This is a genomic window from Kitasatospora sp. NPDC048239 (assembly GCF_043202015.1).
Taxonomy (GTDB): domain Bacteria; phylum Actinomycetota; class Actinomycetes; order Streptomycetales; family Streptomycetaceae; genus Kitasatospora.
The window spans coordinates 76697-93674 of the sequence record NZ_JBICZP010000019.1 but is presented as its reverse complement, the minus strand read 5'-3'; the positions used below and the strand labels follow the sequence as shown (position 1 = coordinate 93674).

Below are 16978 nucleotides of genomic sequence, written 5' to 3'. Positions count from 1 at the left end.
GTGCCCGGCACGTCGTCGTGTGCGGCGCTCCCGTGGTGCCGGTGGCGCCGTGCCCTGTTCTGCGGCCGCGCGGCCGCCGTCGGTGGCGGTGGCGGTCCGCGGCCTCGGCGGAGGGCTCCGGCCGCGCGGTCGGCCCCGCCCGGGCCCCGGCGGCCCCGGCTGTCGGACCCGCCTCGTGCCGACGCACCGGCGCCGGTGTCCTGGACGTTCGGCACGGCCCGGCAGCCGGCGCTCCGCGGTCCCGTACGCCCCCGGATTCCGGGGCCGCCGGGGCGCGGTGCCCCGGGGTTGAACGCCACGGACCGGCCGCAGGTAACGCCCCCGCGCAGCGCTGCCGGTCACCGGAGCGGGGAGGCGTGCGATTGTGCCGCCGCCGTCGCGGTGGTGGCGCCGCCTCGCCGCGCTGCCGTTCCTGGTCGAACCGCGGGCGGGGCCGAGTCGTCGGTCGCGCCGTACGGCCTGCCGGAGCAGCGGTCGGTGGCCCGTTGTGGACGGCGACCGCCGAACCGGCGTCCGATCGCGGTCAGGATACGGTGCGGAGGTCATGGCGCCCGCACCGGCAACACCGTGAGCAGCGACGTGACAGCTGTGACCAGCGCATACCGAGGAGTTGTATGTCCACCGCCAGCCGGCTGCCCGGGATCGTCACGACCGACCACGTCTTCCAGCTGCCCCTCGATCACACCGCCCCGCAGGGCGAGCAGATCGAGGTGTACGCCCGGGAGGTGGTGTCCGCCACCCGCGCGAAGGACGACCTGCCCTGGCTGCTCTTCCTCCAGGGCGGGCCCGGCGGCAAGGCCGCCCGCCCGCTCGGCCGGGACAGCTGGCTGGAGCGCGCCCTGGACGACTACCGGGTGCTGCTGCTCGACCAGCGGGGCACCGGGCGGTCCACGCCCGCGACCCGGCAGACCCTCCCCCGGCGGGGCGGCGCACCCGAGCAGGCGGACTACCTCGCGCACTTCCGTGCGGACTCGATCGTGCGCGACGCCGAACTGATCCGCCGCCGGCTGCTCGGCGACGACCAGCGCTGGAGCGTGCTCGGACAGAGCTTCGGCGGCTTCTGCACCCTCACCTACCTCTCGATCGCGCCGGAGGGCCTGCGCGAGGCCTTCATCACCGGTGGCCTCTCCGGTCTGCACAGCTCGGCCGACGACGTGTACCGGGCCGCCTACCCCCGGGTGGTCCGCAAGAACGCCGACTACTACACCCGGTTCCCGCAGGACGTCGAAGCCGTACGCCGGATCGCCGCGCACCTGGCCTCCGCCCCCGTCTCGCTGCCCGGCGGCGGATCGCTCACCGTCCAGGCCTTCCAGGGCCTCGGCATGCTGCTCGGTGCCGGAAGCGGCGCCGGCGTCCTGCACTACCTGTTGGAGGAGGCCTGGGTGGAGGGTGTCGGCGGGCCCGAGCTCTCCGACACCTTCCTGGCCGGTGTCCAGGCGAAGCTCTCGTTCGCCGAGGGCCCGCTGTACGCGGTACTGCACGAGTCGATCTACGGCCAGCGGTCGGTGGACCCGACCGGCACCGCCTGGTCGGCCGAGCGCGTCCGCAAGGAGTTCCCCGAGTTCGACGCCGAGGCGGCGCTGGAGTCCGGGGCGCCGGTGCTGTTCACCGGCGAGATGATCTACCCCTGGCTGTTCGACGCCGACCCGGCCCTGCGCCCGCTGAAGGAGACGGCGGACCTGCTCGCCGCCCGTACCGACTGGCCTGACCTGTACGACCCGGCCCGCCTGGCCGCCAACGACGTGCCGGTGGCGGCGGCCGTCTACCACGACGACATGTACGTCGACACCGCCGACTCGCTGGAGACCGCCCGGGCCGTCCGCGGACTGCGGACCTGGATCACCAACGAGTGGGAGCACGACGGCCTGCGGGTCAGCGGCGGCAAGGTGCTCGACCGCCTGATCGCCCTGGTGCGCGGCGAGGCGTAGCAAGCGCCGCCACAGCGCTCGGCGCCTTGACGGCGCCGCCCCCGGCCGGTCGGAGCCAGGTCGCGTCTGACACGGCCCGACGGCTCCGCCGGCCGGCGGTCGGCCTGGTCGACGGCCCCGGTGGGGGTCAGCGCGCACGCCGCGTCCCGCTCGTCGCCGCCCCGGCGGTGCGGCACCTCCCGCGACGGGCGGAGGCAACGGCCGGCGCCGCCCACGGCGACACGCGGCCCAGCCGCGCCCTGCGGGCGGCAGTGCCCCGGGGCGTCGTACGGCAGCCGGGGCCGCGGCGGGCCTGTGCGAGCGGGCCCGCGTCCGGCTCGACCACCGACGGCCCGTCGGCATCCGGTACCGCCGCCTGCTCCGGTCCGACGGCGGTACCGGATGCCGGGCCTGCCGACTCGGGCGCCTGCGGGGCAAGGAGAACCGGTGCCTCCCGCCGCGTGGCGCGCCGTCGGCGCCTGGCCGCGGCCGGGCCCGGCGAGCCGTCCGGCCCACCGGTCGGCCCCGGCCCCGGCACCGACTCGGGCGGCTCACCCTCGGCCCGGGCGGGCGCCGCCTCCTCCCGCTGCGGCCCGTCGGCTGCGGGCGCGGTGCGACGGCGCCGCTCGGCCTCCACTCCCGCCAGCAGCGGCTCCGGCGACAGTCCTGCGTTCAGCGACTCGTACAGCAGCTGGGCGAGCAGGTAGGAGGGAGCCGACCGCAGGGTGTGGGCCAGCACGACGCGGGCCGTCGCGGCGTCCCCCGCGACCCACGACGTCCAGGCCAGCAAGGTCAGCGGGGCCGCCGCATGGGACGAGTACGGCGGGACGCAGCGCTGGGCGAGGAAGCGCCAGAGCCGCTGGGCGGGCGCGAGCTCGGCCGACCGGACGTACTCGGCCGCGCGGTCCCTGACCTGCCGGTCCTGGAGCGTGACGATCAGCTGCGCCGCGCGCCACTCGTCGAGCTCCCGGGCGCCGGCCGAGAACTCGGCGACGGCCTGGGCCAGCAGTTCGGTGCCCTGCTCGCGGGAGCGCAGCGGCCCGTCCTGATCACCCACGGCCCGGGCCAGGGCCGACCGCTGGGTGTCCGCGGCGGGCGGGCCGATCGGATCCAGCCCCGCGATGATCGACTTGCGGCTGCCACGCGGTGCGAGCCCGGCGAACGTCGCCGCGGCGGCCGCCGCACCCGGGGCCGGAGCACGGCGGATCGGGTTCCCCGCGGGGTCGCAGCAGCCCTCGCGGTGGCAGAGGAAGGACCACCAGCGGCCGGACGAGACGCAGAGCGACTCCTTGACCCCCACGCCCCGGCTCTCGAAGGCCGCCCGCAAGCCGTCCGCGAGCGGTCTGAGACCGGCGACCGCCGGCGGGCCGTGCGCCCCCTCGGGATCGCGGCACAGATAGAGGAGCACCTGGACCGGTCGCCGGTCCCGCTGCTCGGAGAGGCCGATGAGCAGCGCGGCCGTCTCGTCGGCGGCGGCCGGCCACTGCGCGGGCGAGTCGGGGATGTCCAGCCGGATCACCCCGCCCTGGTACAGCTCCGGCCCCTGGAGGCCGACCGCGACGATGCTGTCATCGGGGAAGAAGCCCAGCAGGTAGGGCAGCAGCTCGGCCATGTCGGACGGGCCGCGCATGGTGACGGGACGGTGGCCGGGGGCCGGGTCGAGGGAGAGCTCGATGTGTTCGTTGTTCATGGCGGGAAGACTGCCGCACCCGGCCAGTGCCTCCGGAGATTTTCTTTTTCCCTGTGGATAAACCCGGCCTGTGAATAACTCCTCCCCCATTCGGACCAGTCCGGGCCACTCCACCGGGGGACGTCCACCGGCCTTTCAGCGGAAGAGCCGATGAATTACCCCCTCTTCGCGCCCCGCTACCGGGCAACGCCGTTCGCCCCTTGTCGGCGGCTCGGGGTTACATGGACGCCATGCAGCAGCCCGAGTCCCACCCCAACGCCACCACCCACGCCGCCACCACCGGCAGCACCGGCAGCACCGGCACCGCGACGGCCGCCGAGCGGGCCGAGGTCCGGACGCGGGCCGAGTCCGTGCTGCGCGAGCTCGCCGGGCCCGGCGCCGTCCTGCGCGAGGACCAGTGGACCGCCATCGAGGCCCTGGTCGTCGACCACCGACGGGCGCTGGTCGTCCAGCGCACCGGCTGGGGCAAGTCCGCCGTCTACTTCATCGCCACCGCCCTGCTGCGGACCCGGGGCGCCGGGCCGACCGTGATCGTCTCCCCGTTGCTCGCCCTGATGCGCAACCAGGTGGAGTCGGCCGCCCGGGCCGGCATCCAGGCCCGCACCATCAACTCGGCCAACACCGACGAGTGGGACGCCGTCCAGGCCGAGGTCGCGGCCGGCGCCGTGGACATCCTGCTGGTCAGCCCCGAGCGGCTGAACAACCCCGACTTCCGCGACCAGGTGCTGCCCAAGCTCGCCGCCTCCACCGGCCTGCTGGTGGTCGACGAGGCGCACTGCATCTCCGACTGGGGCCATGACTTCCGCCCCGACTACCGCCGGCTGCGCACCATGCTCGCCGACCTCTCGCCGGGCGTCCCGGTGCTGGCCACCACCGCCACGGCCAACGCCCGGGTCACCGCCGACGTCGCCGAGCAGCTCGGCACCGGCGCCACCGACGAGCACGCCCTCGTGCTGCGCGGCCCGCTCGACCGGGAGAGCCTGACCCTCGGCGTGCTCGCCCTGTCCGACCCGGCGCACCGGCTGGCCTGGCTGGCCGACCACCTGGACCGGCTGCCCGGCTCGGGCATCGTCTACACCCTCACGGTGGCCGCCGCCGACGAGGTGACGGCCTTCCTGCGCGAGCGCGGCTTCACCGTCGCCTCCTACTCCGGCCGCACCGAGGACGCCGAGCGCCGGACCGCCGAGGCCGACCTGCTGGCCAACCGGGTCAAGGCCCTGGTCGCCACGTCCGCGCTGGGCATGGGCTTCGACAAGCCGGACCTCGGCTTCGTGGTGCACCTGGGCTCGCCCAGCTCCCCGATCGCCTACTACCAGCAGGTCGGCCGGGCCGGGCGCGGCGTCGACCGGGCCGAGGTCCTGCTGCTGCCCGGCCGCGAGGACGAGGCGATCTGGCGCTACTTCGCCTCGCTGGCCTTCCCGCCCGAGGAGCAGGTGCGGCGCACCATCGACGCGCTCGCCCAGGCCGGCCGACCGCTGTCCACCGCCGCGCTGGAGCCCCGGGTTGACCTGCGGCGCGCCCGGCTGGAGACGATGCTCAAGGTCCTCGACGTGGACGGCGCGGTGCGACGGGTCAAGGGCGGCTGGACGGCCACCGGGCAGAGCTGGGCGTACGACACCGCCCGCTACGCCAAGGTCGCGGCCTCCCGCGAGGCCGAGCAGCGCGCCATGCGCGAGTACGCGACGGGCACCGGCTGCCGGATGGAGTTCCTGCGCCGCCAGCTCGACGACGAGGAGGCCGTGCCCTGCGGCCGCTGCGACAACTGCGCCGGACCGCTGCACACCGCGGACGTCTCGCCCGCGGCGCTGGACGCGGCCCGGGCCGCGCTCGGCCGCCCCGGCGTCAGCTTCGAGCCGCGCCGGCTCTGGCCCACCGGGATGGACGCGCTGGGCGTGCCGCTCAAGGGGCGCATCCCGGCGGGTGAGCAGGCCGAGACGGGCCGGGCGCTCGGCCGGCTCTCGGACATCGGGTGGGGCAACCGACTGCGGACGATGCTGGCCGAGCAGGCCCCGGACAGCCCCGTCCCCGGCGAGGTGGTGGACGCCCTGGTCGCGGTGCTGGCCGACTGGGCGCGCGGCCCGGGCGGCTGGGCGGGGCCGGCGGCGGCCGAGGGCTCCCGGCTCGACCGACCGGTCGGCGTGGTGACCATGGCCTCCGCCACCCGCCCCCAGCTGGTCGGGAGCCTCGGCGCCCGGATCGCGGAGATCGGGCGGCTCCCCCTGCTCGGGCGGATCGAGTACGCGGCGGGGCGGCCGCACGGTGCCCGGAGCAACAGCGCCCAGCGGCTGCACTCGCTGGCCGGCGCGCTGGTGCTGCCCCCCGAGGCGGAGGCCGCGGTGGCCGCGGCAGGCGGGCCGGTCCTGCTGGTGGACGACCTGGTCGACTCGGGGTGGACGGTCACCGTCGCCGCCCGGCTGCTGCGGCGGGCCGGGGCGAGCGCGGTCCTTCCCCTGGTCCTGGCCGTGCAGGGCTGATCCCGGCCCTGCGGGGCCCGGGGTTCGGCGGCGGCTGTTCTCAGCCCGGGCCGACCACTCGAACGGCGGAACGGAGGAAAGGCGGCGGGAGCGGACGAGTCAGCGGCAACGCGGCGCGGCGACGGCGACGACCGACCGGCGGCGCCCCGCCGGAGAAGGGAGGGTCCGGGTGGTGGAGGCGCTTACGCACGGCCTGCGGACGGCCTGGATCACGATCCAGCGCCGCCTGAGTGGCGCCTGTGCGGCGGTGGAATATATCTGGCAGAACGTGGACTTTCGGGCGGCGTTCATCATTTCATCGTTGCCGCCCCACCCCATCTGCCGCGAGACTTGGACCGTACCCGGAATCTGGTCCAACAGACCCGTCCTTCGGCGTACACACGTACCCGCGCGCCCGTGGGTCGGGAAGGAGGATCGTGATCAACGGTCTCGACCGAGGTCAGTATCCCCTCGCCCGGAGCTCGTCGCCCAGACGGGTGATCGATCTGGAGACCTGGGCGGCCTCGGGGATCCCGTTACTGCGCGATCCGCGCGAGTTCGTCCTGGAACTGCACCAGCGCCACCTGCCGCAGCCCGGCACGGTGGTGGTCGCCGTGCTGGACGGGCTGCACCGGCTGAACGCCTCGGCGTCCTTCCTGCCCTGGCCGCACCACACCGACGGCTGGCAGCACCGCAACGCGATCCTCGGCCACCTGCGCCAGGTCATCCCGCACGACCTGCGGCTCGCCACCCCGACCCGGACGGCGGTGCTGCTGCGCTGCCGGGACGGTGCGGCCGGCTGGGCGGAGCAGGACGGCGCCTGGATGTGGGCCCTGCAGGACGCGGCCGCGCTGCACGGGCTGCGCTGCGGCTCGTACATCGCGGTGACCCAGGCCGGCTGGCAGATCCTCGGCGACGGGCGCAGCGGCCGCAATCCACACGCGGGTTCGTGGGCGGAAGGACCGGTCCACACCGTGACGGAGCTGCCGCCCCGGTCGGCTCTGGAGGGACCGCGCGGACCGCGCCCGCTGCGCCAGCCGCCCGAGCGCCCGTGGACGCCCGCGCGGGTGGCGACCATCGAACCGACCCGGCGCACCGGAACGCGCTGACCCCGAGGCCGGCCGAGGTCGGCCTCGGGCCACCCCTGGAGGGCCTGCCCGTGGAGGGCCTGCCCGTGGAGGGCCTGCCCGTGGAGGGCCTGCCCGTGGAAGGTCTGCGCGTGGAAGGTCTGCGCGTGGCAGCGCCCCTGACTCCTGGCGGCGCCCGACGGCATCCGTGCCGCCGGGCGGGCCTGCCACGCGCCGTGACAGCGGACGCCGTCGGACGCCGGGCATGGCAGGCCTCGCGGGCGGGGCCGAACGAGCCGACCCGCCGAGCGTCGCCGAAGTCCTTGAGACCTGACAGCCCAGGCCTCGGGGCAGGTACGCACCGCAGGTGCCCCCACCTCAGGCGGCCGCACCTCCAGCGGTCGTACCTCCAGCGGTCGTACCTTCAGCCGTCGCGCCTCAGGCCGGTACCGACCGGTCTGCCGAGGCGCCCGCGGCCGCCGTGGCGGCGGGGCCCGCGTCACCGCAGACCACCAGCAGCGCGACGGCGTGGCCGAGCGCCTCGGTGTACGCCTGGGCGACCCGGTCGGCCGAGCCGCCGTTGACGACCAGGACGACCGCCTCGCGGCGGGCCGGGCGGTTCAGCGCGGCGTCCGCGTAGAACACGTCGCCGCCCTCGGTGAGCTGCGCCCAGTAGCGCTCCTCACCGAAGGTGAGCTCGTGCTGCTGCCAGGGGTGGGCGTCGCCGACCGTCAGCACCAGGATGTCGCCGGGGTTGCGGCCGGACTCCAGCAGTCGGTCGACCGCCTCGTCGGCCCGGTCCAGCGCGTCCGCCGCAGCGGCGGCGACCAGTTGGACCTCGGGCTGTCGGGCTGCGGGTCGTTGAACCGCGGGCTGCGGCTCGGGGGCGGGCGCCGGTCGGCGCGGGCCGGGCTTGGGGATCTGACCCGGACGGGGCTGCGGTCCCGGGCGGTCGGCGCGCGGCGGCGCCGGCCTCGGGGGTGCGGGGCGGGGGCCCGGCACCGGCACGGCAGCGGTGGTGGTGGTGGTGGACGGTGCGGAAGTGGTCGCGCTGCCGGTGGCAGGCGTGCGAAGGGCTTGTGCGTCCGACTCGCGGGGGAAGGGAACGCCGGGGCCCGGGAGGCTCTCGTGAATCTCCGGCTCCTCGGGGAAGACAGGCATACCCGGATATCTATCAAATGCCCGTCGAACGCGCACGGGCGCCCCACCCTTTGGGCACCTCTCCGCACCTCCCCCACCCGGGGCAATAGCAGACGGAAGGTCAGAAACCGAGCGTCAGCTGCTCGTCGGCCGGCCCGGCCCCGGAGGCGCCGGCCATCGCCCGCTCCCGCTTCAGGTGGCGCCATTTGGGCAGCGCGTCCAGATATGCCCAGGAGAGCCGGTGTTGTCCGGTGGGGCCGTACTCTTCCAGCGCCGCACGGTGGACCGGGGACGGGTATCCGGCGTTGTCCGCGAAGCCGTACTCGAGGTACTCCTCGCCCAGTTCGGCCATCAGGCCGTCGCGGTGGACCTTGGCCAGCACCGAGGCGGCCGAGACGCAGATGCAGGACTGGTCGCCCTTGATCACCGTGCGCACCTTCCAGGGGCCGCCGAGGTAGTCGTGCTTCCCGTCCAGGATCACCGCGTCGGGCTCGACCGGCAGCGCCTCCAGGGCACGGACGGCGGCCAGTCGCAGCGCCGCCGTCATGCCCAGTTCGTCGCACTCCAGCGCCGAGGCGTGACCGAGCGCATAGGCGGTGACCCAGTCGGCGAGGACCGGTGCCAGGGCCTCCCGGCGCAGCTCGGTGAGCAGCTTGGAGTCGGTCAGGCCCTCCGGGGGCTTGCGCAGGCCGGTGACGGCCGCGCCGACGGTGACCGGACCGGCCCAGGCGCCGCGCCCGACCTCGTCGAGTCCGACGACGATCCTGGCGCCGGCCCGGCGCAGCGAGCGCTCGACGGAGTGCGTCGGCGGGACGATGGGCATCGCGGTATCCGTTCAGCTGGGGCAACCTCCAGCCTAAGCCCCGCGCCGAGGCGACCCGCCCGCCCGGTTGCCCACGCCCACGCCGCACCCGCGCACGCCACCCGTACGCCCGCGCCGCCCCGCGCACCCACACCCACACCGCGCGAGCCGTCAGTCACCCACCGCAATCACCGCCGCAGTCACCCGTCCACCGCCGGATCACCCGCCGGCATGCCGATCAGCGGCATCAGCACTTCGTCGACCAGTTCGGCCGCGAACTCCGCCCCGACGTCCCGCCCGCAGACCTTGACCCGGTACATCAGCATCGCCGGCGCCACGTCGGCGACCAGTGGCGTGGCCGCGCCGGGGCGGACGTCGCCGCGCTCGGCCCCCCGCTGCAGGATGTCCAGAATGGTGTCCTTGGTCGGTTCGATCACCCGCCGCACCACGAAGTCCTTGAAGACCACGGCCTGTTCGTGGTCCAGCTCGGACATCAGCGCCTGCATCGCCCCACCCGCCCGCGAGCTGATCGCCTCGGTGAAACCGCCGATGAGCAGCAGCAATTCAGCACGGGCGGACCCGAGGTCCGGGGTGTCCGTAGGGCGTGGCAGAGTGGACTCCAGGGCGTCGATGACCAGTTCGACCTTGGACGCCCAACGCCGGTACAGCGCGGCCTTTCCGGTCCGCGCGGCGCCGGCGACGCCTTCCATCGTCAGTCGCGCATATCCGCCGGAGGTGAGCTGGTCGAGCGTGGCTTCGAAGATCGCGCTTTCCAGCGCCTTCCCCCGGCGGCGCGCCGGTCGGGACAGGACTTCGGCCGCGACCTTCATCGGGCAGTGAGCCACGGGCCTCGCTGCCGGAACAGCGGCCTGCGCCGTCGGAGCCCCGGACTGTGCCGCCGGGGACGCGGACACCGCGGACGAGGCCGTCGCACCCGACCGCTCCGTCGCGCGTCCGGCCATCCGGCCCACCGCCCGCTCCGCGACCCGTTCCGCCACCCGCTCCGCCACTCGGCCCACCGCCTGGCGCCGCACCAACTGATCCATTGTCACCAACCTTAGGGAACGCTTGCGTTCACAATCTCGTAAGGACTATCGTCCAGCGTAGTGAACGATCCCGTTCCTTCATAGCCCGCGGGACGCCGCGGGAAACGCGTGGACCCTGGGTCCGCAGCATACGAAGCAGTAGCCAGCAGGGGGCAATAACTTGGCTATCTCCGACACGCTCAGCAAGAACTCTCCACCGCAAAGCGGCCCGGGCCGGCGCAAGGGCATCACCCTGACCGTCATCGCGGCCACGCAGCTGATGGTGGTCCTCGACGCCACCATCGTGAACATCGCGCTGCCGCAGATCAGGGACGCGCTGAACTTCTCCACCACCAACCTGTCGTGGGTGATCAACGCCTACACGCTGACCTTCGGCGGCCTGCTGCTGCTCGGCGGGCGCGCGGGCGACATCCTCGGCCGCCGCCGGGTGTTCATCTTCGGCACGCTGCTGTTCGGCCTGGCCTCGCTGCTCGGCGGCTTCGCGCAGGACGGCGGCATGCTGCTCGCCGCCCGCGCGCTCCAGGGCATCGGCGGCGCGATATGTTCGCCGACCGCCTTCGCGCTGATCGCCACCAACTTCGAGGAGGGACCGGAGCGCAACAAGGCCTTCGGGGTCTTCTCCGCGGTGGCCGGCTCGGGCGCGGCGATCGGCCTGCTGGCGGGCGGCCTGCTCACCGAGTACCTGGACTGGCGCTGGGTCTTCTTCGTCAACGTCCCGATCGCGATCCTGATCGCGGTGGCCGCGCCGCGCTACATCGCGGAGTCGGACCGGGTGGAGGGCCGCTTCGACCTGCCGGGGGCACTGACCTCCACGCTGGGCCTGGTCGGACTGGTCTACGGGTTCATCCGCGCGGCCTCGGACGGCTGGTCGGACCCCCTCACGCTGGGCTCCTTCGCGGCCGGCGTGCTGCTGGTGGCGGCGTTCCTGGTGATCGAGAAGCGCACCGCGCAGCCGATCACCCCGCTGCACCTGTTCTCCAACCGGAACCGCACCGGCGGTCTGGTGATGATGCTCTGCCTGGCCGCGGCCATGTTCGGCATCTTCTTCTACGTGACGCTGTTCGTGCAGGGCCCGCTGGACTACAGCCCGCTGAAGGCCGGCTTCGCCTTCCTGCCGATCAGCGCGTCGATCATCGTCGCCGCGCAGCTCGCGTCCAACCTCCAGGTCAAGTACGGCCCGAAGCCGTTCATGGTCACCGGTGCCGCTATGGTCACCGTCGGCCTGAGCTGGCTCACCCAGATGAACTCGGACAGCGGGTACATCGACGGGGTGCTCGGCCCCACGGTGGTGTTCGGTTTCGGCATGGGTCTGATCTTCGTCCCGGTCATGCTGCTCGCCGTCGCGGGCGTCGCCAGCGAGGACACCGGGGCCGCCTCCGGTCTGCTCAACTCGATGCAGCAGATCGGCGGTTCGCTGGGTCTGTCGATCCTGACCACGGTGTTCGCGCACTACGCCACGGCGGAGGCCAAGCTCCAGCTGCCCAGCTTCATGGCCACGGCCACGCCGGAGCAGAAGGCGCAGTTCCTGGAGAAGCACGAGTTCCCCAAGGGGACGGGTGCGGCCAACGAGGTCCTGGCGCAGGGCATTTCGCACGGCTTCATCGCGGGCGCCGCACTCGCCGGGGTCGCCCTGCTGGTCGCCGTCTTCGTGATCAAGGCGAAGGCCAGCGACCTCCCGTCGGACGCGTCCGGCATCGCCATGCACTGACCGGCGGCCGCACACCAGCGGACGCAGGAGCACCGGTGCAGCGCGAGGGCCGGTCGGGAGCACCACTCCCGACCGGCCCTCGCGCTTTGCCGGCCACCGCCCCGGCCGCTGCCTCATCCGCCCCACCCCGCAGGCACCGGGACCGGACCGCCCGGCGCCCCACACCACACCAGGCCAGGCCGGATCCGGCCCCGCTCAGTAGGCCCCGGTGCGGTCGAAGTCCCGCCGGCCGACCCGGTCGCAGGCGGACCCGCCGTCCGGCACCGGGCGGTCCGTCAGGATCTCCCGGGCCCGGGACTCCGCCAGGCTGGTGGCGTACCAGGGCGAGTGCGATTCCGCGAGCTCGATCCGCATCAGCTCCAGCGCGCAGGCCCGGTGGTCGCCCGGCAGCCGGTCCAGGGCGGGAACGGCGTCCAGCGAGAGGTCGCGGACGTTGCGCAGATCGATCTGCCGGCTCTGCTCGAACCGGGACACGTTCTGCTCGGCGACGATCGCGTCCGGGCCCATCAGGCCGTACACAGCGGCGGTGACCGCGGCGCTGAGCACCACGGCGCGCGGCAGCCAGGCCGCCGAACGGGTCAGCCCGGCCGCGATCAGCAGCAGGAAGACCGCACCGAGCCAGACCTCGACCACCAGCACCCAGAGCCGCAGCCTGGTCAGGCCGGAGGCGTCGACGTAGTAGTACATCCGGCCGAGCGCCGAGGCGACCACGACCAGGGTGAGCAGGCAGAGCACACCGAGCATGATCCGCGCCAGCCGGCGGTCGGCGGCCGTGCTGCGCGGCGCCCAGCGCTTGGCGACGGCGACCACCACCAGGGTCAGCACGGTGACGGCCATCAGCTGCCAGAAGCCCTGCCGGGCGTACTCGGAGCGGCTCATCCCGGTGTTGTCCATGATCGCGTCCCGGCCGCCGAGCACCACCACGCCCTGCACCAGCGCGAAGGCGCCGAACATCAGGTTGAGCGCGGTCAGCGGCAGGGCCCACTCCAGGCGCCCGCGCTCCCGGCCCGGCTTGACCACCGTCCGGTCCCAACGGCGCGGACCGGCCGCGATGTGCGCGAAGCCGAGCGAGGTGACCACGCCGAGGGCGAACAGCGCGAACCGCAGCGGCGCCTCACCGGGGGCGACGGAGGGCGTGAGGTTCGACAGCACGTCCGCCATGGCCGCGTCGGCGCTGGCGAAGAGCCTGCCGAACACGATCAGCAGGACGGCGGCCACCGCGACCGCCTTGAGCACCGGGACCAGCCTGCCCCGGCCGGGCCCGCCGAGGCCGCGCAGCCCGTCCCGGGCCCAGCGCAGGCCGGGCACGAGGTGCCAGAGGACGCCCGGCAGGGCCAGTAGGACACCCGGCCAGCGGCGGCCGCCGTGCAGCGCGAGCGAGGTCAGGGCCAGTGCGCAGACCAGCGACAGGGCGACCGGCCAGCCCGCCTCGGACAGCGCGGGGACGGCCACCAGGACCAGCGCCAGCACGCTCCAGAGGACCGTCCAGACGCGCAGCCTGCGGCCCGCCGACCGGGCGGCGATCCCGGCGCCGACGGCGACGGCCACCGCGCACAGCAGCAGGTTGACGCCCAGGCCGTCGCCCAGCATCCAGGCCGTCAGCAGGCCGGTCAGCGCCGCCGCCCCGACCACCCGGGGGCCCGCGGAGGCCTTGCGCCCGGGGTCGCTGGGCCGCAGCCAGGAGGTGGGTGCCGGCGCCTTCGCGACCGGCGGCCGGTAGGGGTCGTGACCGCGTGGCGCCTCGGCCGGAACGGGTGCGGGCAGGCCGGACATGAGTCCCCCTCAGAGGTCGGTGGGCATGCGGAAACCGCCCTCGGGGCAGTCCGCCGGCGGGAACGCCGAGTTTCGCGACTGACGCCGACTGTAGACCATTCTGAACAGGTTCAAAAACACGTCCGGGCGCTCCGTCACGGGGCTGTGACAGAAGCGCCCGGCCGCCGGGGGGACGGCCCAGAGTCAGTAGGAGCCGTACAGCGAGTACAGCAGCGGGTCCTTCACCGCCGGCCCGAAGGTCGTCGGCCACGTCCCGAACGGCACCACGGAGTTGCTGTAGGCGCCGGAGCCGGAGGCACCCGTGGAGTAGTTCATGTTGTTCACCGTGGCGCCGGTGCCGTTGCTGTTGTAGACGAACCAGTAGGAGGTGTTGGCGCCGAGCGTCACGTTCACCGGCAGCGAGTTCCACGCGTTGGCGGTCAGCGTGCCGGCGCCCGAGGCGGCGACCAGGGTGCCGGGCGAGCCGCCGGCGTCGGTGTAGACGGCCAGCTGGTACTGGTTGTTCGGCGCCGCGCTGACCGGTCCGACGTGCACGCTGAGCGAGGTGAGCGGCACCGCGGCGGCGCCCGTGGTGACCCTGCTGCCGTTCAGGTGGTTCGAGTCCGTGTCGTCCACCAGCGAGCCCACCACGGTGTTCCCGAGCGTCTTCGGCAGCGCTCCCCCGGTGGTGAAGGAGATCGGGTACGGGCTCGCCGGCGCGTTGCCCGAGGCGTCCCGGACGCCCTGGACGCTCGCGGTGTACCCGGTGGTCAGGGCCAGTGGGGCGGCCGGCGTGAACAGCACCGCGTTGGTCGCCGCGTCGTACCCCACCGTCCCGGCGACCGCCGTGCCACCGGAGGTGCGCAGGGTGACGGCGGAGGCGGTGACGCTCGCCGGGTCCAGCGGCTCGCTGAACGAGAACCGCACCGCCGTACCGGGGGCGACCCCGGTGGCGCCGCCGGCCGGGGTGGTGCCGGTGACGGCGGGCGGGGTGGTGTCGCGGCCGTAGGAGGCCGTGTACGAGCCCACCGCGCCGTCGAAGAAGGCGTACGGCACGCCCTTGATCGTCTCTATCCGGTAGGGCAGCGCCCGGCCGCCCGAGACGATGCCGGTCAGCGTGCCGGAGGCGGAGGAGACCGGCAGCATCGCCCGCAGGCCGTTCGCCCCGCCGGTGATGTCGAAGGTGAGCGAACTCCCGCTCCAGGCCATCCTGGAGAAGGCCGAGCCGTTGCGGCCGTCCAGCCAGGTGAGCATCTGCCGGCCGGAGACCACCGGGACGCCGCGCGCCTTGGCCGCCGCGATGATCGCGTCCGAGGCGGTGGAGGCCGCGAAGTCGGTGTGGATGTTGGCGGTCAGCGCCGCGTAGTAGCCCTTGGGTCCGTAGGCGGCGTCCAGCAGCGTGGTGATGGTGCCCGGGTACGACTGGCCGGACTCGTCGGTGAGTTGGGTGGTGGCCTGGTACTCGTCGAGCACGCTGCCGTCGGCGTCGGCGAAGCGCATGATCTGCGCGGTGCCGTTGAAGTAGCCGGGCCGGTCCTTGGTGAGGTTGGACGGGTAGAAGTAGTAGTCGGTGTCCAGCCGGATGCCGTTGGCCAGCTTGCTCTTCGCCTGCGTCGCCCAGTCGTCCCACTCCACGCAGTGCGTGCGGCTGCTCGAAGGTGCGGGCAGCGCGGGGTACTTGGCCCGCCAGTTGGCCAACTGGTCGCGGTAGAAGCCCTCCAGCGCGGCGGTGCTGCCCCACGGGCGGCAGTTGGTGGTGACGTGCACGCCGACCTCGAATCCCTGGTCGGTGTAGGCCTGGGCCTGCGCCGGGGTCAGCGGATCGTCGGTGTAGATGTACGAGGAACCGCGCACGCACTCCCAGTCCGCGACCTTGCAGCCGGCCGGGCTCTGCGCGATGTAGCCGTCCCAGCGGCCGGCGGTGCCGCCGACCCCGTGGTCGTCGCCCGTCATCACCACGGCGGCCTTGGCGTCCCGCGGGAGGTACCAGAAGCGCGGCAGCGGCTTGTTGGCCGAGTCGATCAGGGTGATCAGGTTGGCCAGCAGCCGCTGCTGCTCGTCGGCGATCGGGATCAGCGCCTTGTCCAGGTTGTTCCAGTCCGGCTGCCCGCCGGTGCCGAAGAACATCTCGCTGGCCTCGTAGCCGTCGGTGCCGTCACGCTGCTGCCCGGCCCAGGCGATGTTGCCCTGCCGGGTCTGCACCACGGACTTGGCCAGGTCGTAGCTGAACGCGGCGGCACGGCCGCTGCCGGCCGTGCGCAGCGTGACGGCCGGGTTGGCGGTCGCCGTCCCGGCGTCGCTGTACAGGGTGGCGACGGCGGTCGCGCCGCTCAGCGTGTAGAGGTCGGCGGCGCCGTGGTAGCCCATGGTGTCGCCGGTGATCCCGGTGCCCGGCGCGGCACCGGTGTCGACCTTGAGGTAGGCGTCGGAGCGGGTGCCGCTCACCGGGGCGAGCCCGAACAGCGGCGCCAGCTGCTTGTCCGGGCGCATCGCGACCAGCCGGCCGCCGCCGTTGGTCCAGGTGGTGAGCAGGCCCGACTGCGCCGCGTCGAGCGGCATCTCGCCGAGCAGCACCACGTCGTAGGAGCCGAGCAGCGAGCTGGTCACCGCCGAGATGTCCACCGTGCGGTAGTAGTTGAGGCCCTCGGCCTTGAGGATCTCGGCCAGGTAGCGGGTGTACGGATTGGCCTGGCTGGTGACCAGCAGGATCGGGCCCTCCCCGCCCGGGCCGGCGCCGGGCGGCGGGGGCGGCGGGGCCTGGTCGGCGGTGTACGTCGCGTAGATCGAGAAGCTCAGCCCGCTGGTGGTGACCGCGCCGAAGTCGCCCGGCCAACCGCCGAACGGCTGGCCGCCGTTGCCGTACACGCTGGTGCCGCCGGCGGTGTAGCGCAGGTTGTTGACGGCCGCACTCCCGCCGTTGCTGTTGTAGGCCAGCCAGTACGGGGTGTTGGCGGCCAGGGCGGCCGTCAGCGGCACCGTGTTCCAGCTGTCGGCGGTGAGCGTGGCGGAGCCGCTGCTCGCCAGCAGGGCGCCCGGGCTGCCCGCGTTGTCGCGGTAGACCGCCACCTGGTACTGGTTGGCGGGAGCGGCGTCGACCGCGTCCACGTACACGCTGACGGCGCTGACCGTGCCGCCCGCCGGACCGGTGACGTACCGGGAGGCGTTGAGGTAGCCGGAGTCCCCGGTGTCGGTGGACGGGCCGACCGCCGTACTGCCCAGGGTCGCCGTGGCCGCCCCGGCCGGCGCGGCCGCCGGGCCCGCCACCACCGCCGCCGCCGTGGTCAGGGCCGCCAGCAGGCCCGCGAGTCTCCGCCGCCAACGGACGCCTGTCCGGATGCCCGCACCTGCCATGACCGCCCCCTTGCCGCATCGGCCAACTGCCCCTATCGGTGTACAGGTTCAGCGCCGACCGT

The 16978-nt window shown here is 74.0% G+C and carries 10 protein-coding genes; 4 read left to right on the top strand and 6 right to left on the bottom strand.

What is annotated here, in order from left to right:
• Positions 1–614: 614 nt before the first annotated feature.
• Positions 615–1928, top strand: coding sequence for an alpha/beta fold hydrolase (locus ACGFZP_RS34675; protein WP_392940543.1), 1314 nt, complete (start codon positions 615–617; stop codon positions 1926–1928).
• A gap of 127 nt (positions 1929–2055) precedes the next feature.
• On the opposite strand, the gene ACGFZP_RS34670 is transcribed toward ACGFZP_RS34675, so the two are convergent.
• A complete protein-coding gene (locus tag ACGFZP_RS34670) occupies positions 2056–3597 on the bottom strand; it encodes a DUF4192 family protein (protein ID WP_392940541.1) in 1542 nt (513 codons plus the stop codon).
• 230 nt (positions 3598–3827) lie between these two features.
• On the opposite strand from ACGFZP_RS34670, the gene ACGFZP_RS34665 reads away from it, so the two are divergent.
• Positions 3828–6071, top strand: a complete 2244-nt coding sequence (locus ACGFZP_RS34665) for a RecQ family ATP-dependent DNA helicase (protein ID WP_392940540.1) — start codon at positions 3828–3830, stop codon at positions 6069–6071.
• Positions 6072–6547: 476 nt separating this feature from the next.
• Positions 6548–7159 carry a hypothetical protein gene (locus ACGFZP_RS34660; RefSeq protein ID WP_392940538.1) on the top strand — a complete coding sequence of 204 codons (612 nt, stop codon included), beginning with the start codon at positions 6548–6550 and terminating at the stop codon, positions 7157–7159.
• Between the two features lie 396 nt (positions 7160–7555).
• Here the strand turns inward: ACGFZP_RS34660 and ACGFZP_RS34655 are convergent, their stop codons facing one another.
• From ACGFZP_RS34655 to ACGFZP_RS34645, 3 genes are all read right to left on the bottom strand, one after another.
• A complete protein-coding gene (locus ACGFZP_RS34655; protein WP_392940536.1) occupies positions 7556–8278 on the bottom strand; it encodes a hypothetical protein in 723 nt (240 codons plus the stop codon).
• Positions 8279–8378: 100 nt separating this feature from the next.
• Positions 8379–9080, bottom strand: a complete 702-nt coding sequence (locus ACGFZP_RS34650; RefSeq protein ID WP_392940534.1) for a ribonuclease HII — start codon at positions 9078–9080, stop codon at positions 8379–8381.
• Between the two features lie 179 nt (positions 9081–9259).
• On the bottom strand, positions 9260–10105 hold the full coding sequence (locus tag ACGFZP_RS34645) for a TetR/AcrR family transcriptional regulator (RefSeq protein ID WP_392940532.1): 846 nt from the start codon (positions 10103–10105) through the stop codon (positions 9260–9262).
• Between the two features lie 160 nt (positions 10106–10265).
• On the opposite strand from ACGFZP_RS34645, the gene ACGFZP_RS34640 reads away from it, so the two are divergent.
• Positions 10266–11813 carry an MFS transporter gene (locus ACGFZP_RS34640; RefSeq protein ID WP_392940530.1) on the top strand — a complete coding sequence of 516 codons (1548 nt, stop codon included), beginning with the start codon at positions 10266–10268 and terminating at the stop codon, positions 11811–11813.
• A gap of 195 nt (positions 11814–12008) precedes the next feature.
• On the opposite strand, the gene ACGFZP_RS34635 is transcribed toward ACGFZP_RS34640, so the two are convergent.
• Entirely contained in the window at positions 12009–13586 is a 1578-nt protein-coding gene (locus ACGFZP_RS34635) for a DUF4153 domain-containing protein (RefSeq protein ID WP_392940529.1), read from the bottom strand.
• A gap of 183 nt (positions 13587–13769) precedes the next feature.
• Complete coding sequence (locus tag ACGFZP_RS34630) at positions 13770–16916, bottom strand: Ig-like domain-containing protein (protein ID WP_392940528.1); 3147 nt, start codon at positions 16914–16916, stop codon at positions 13770–13772.
• Positions 16917–16978 lie beyond the last annotated feature (62 nt).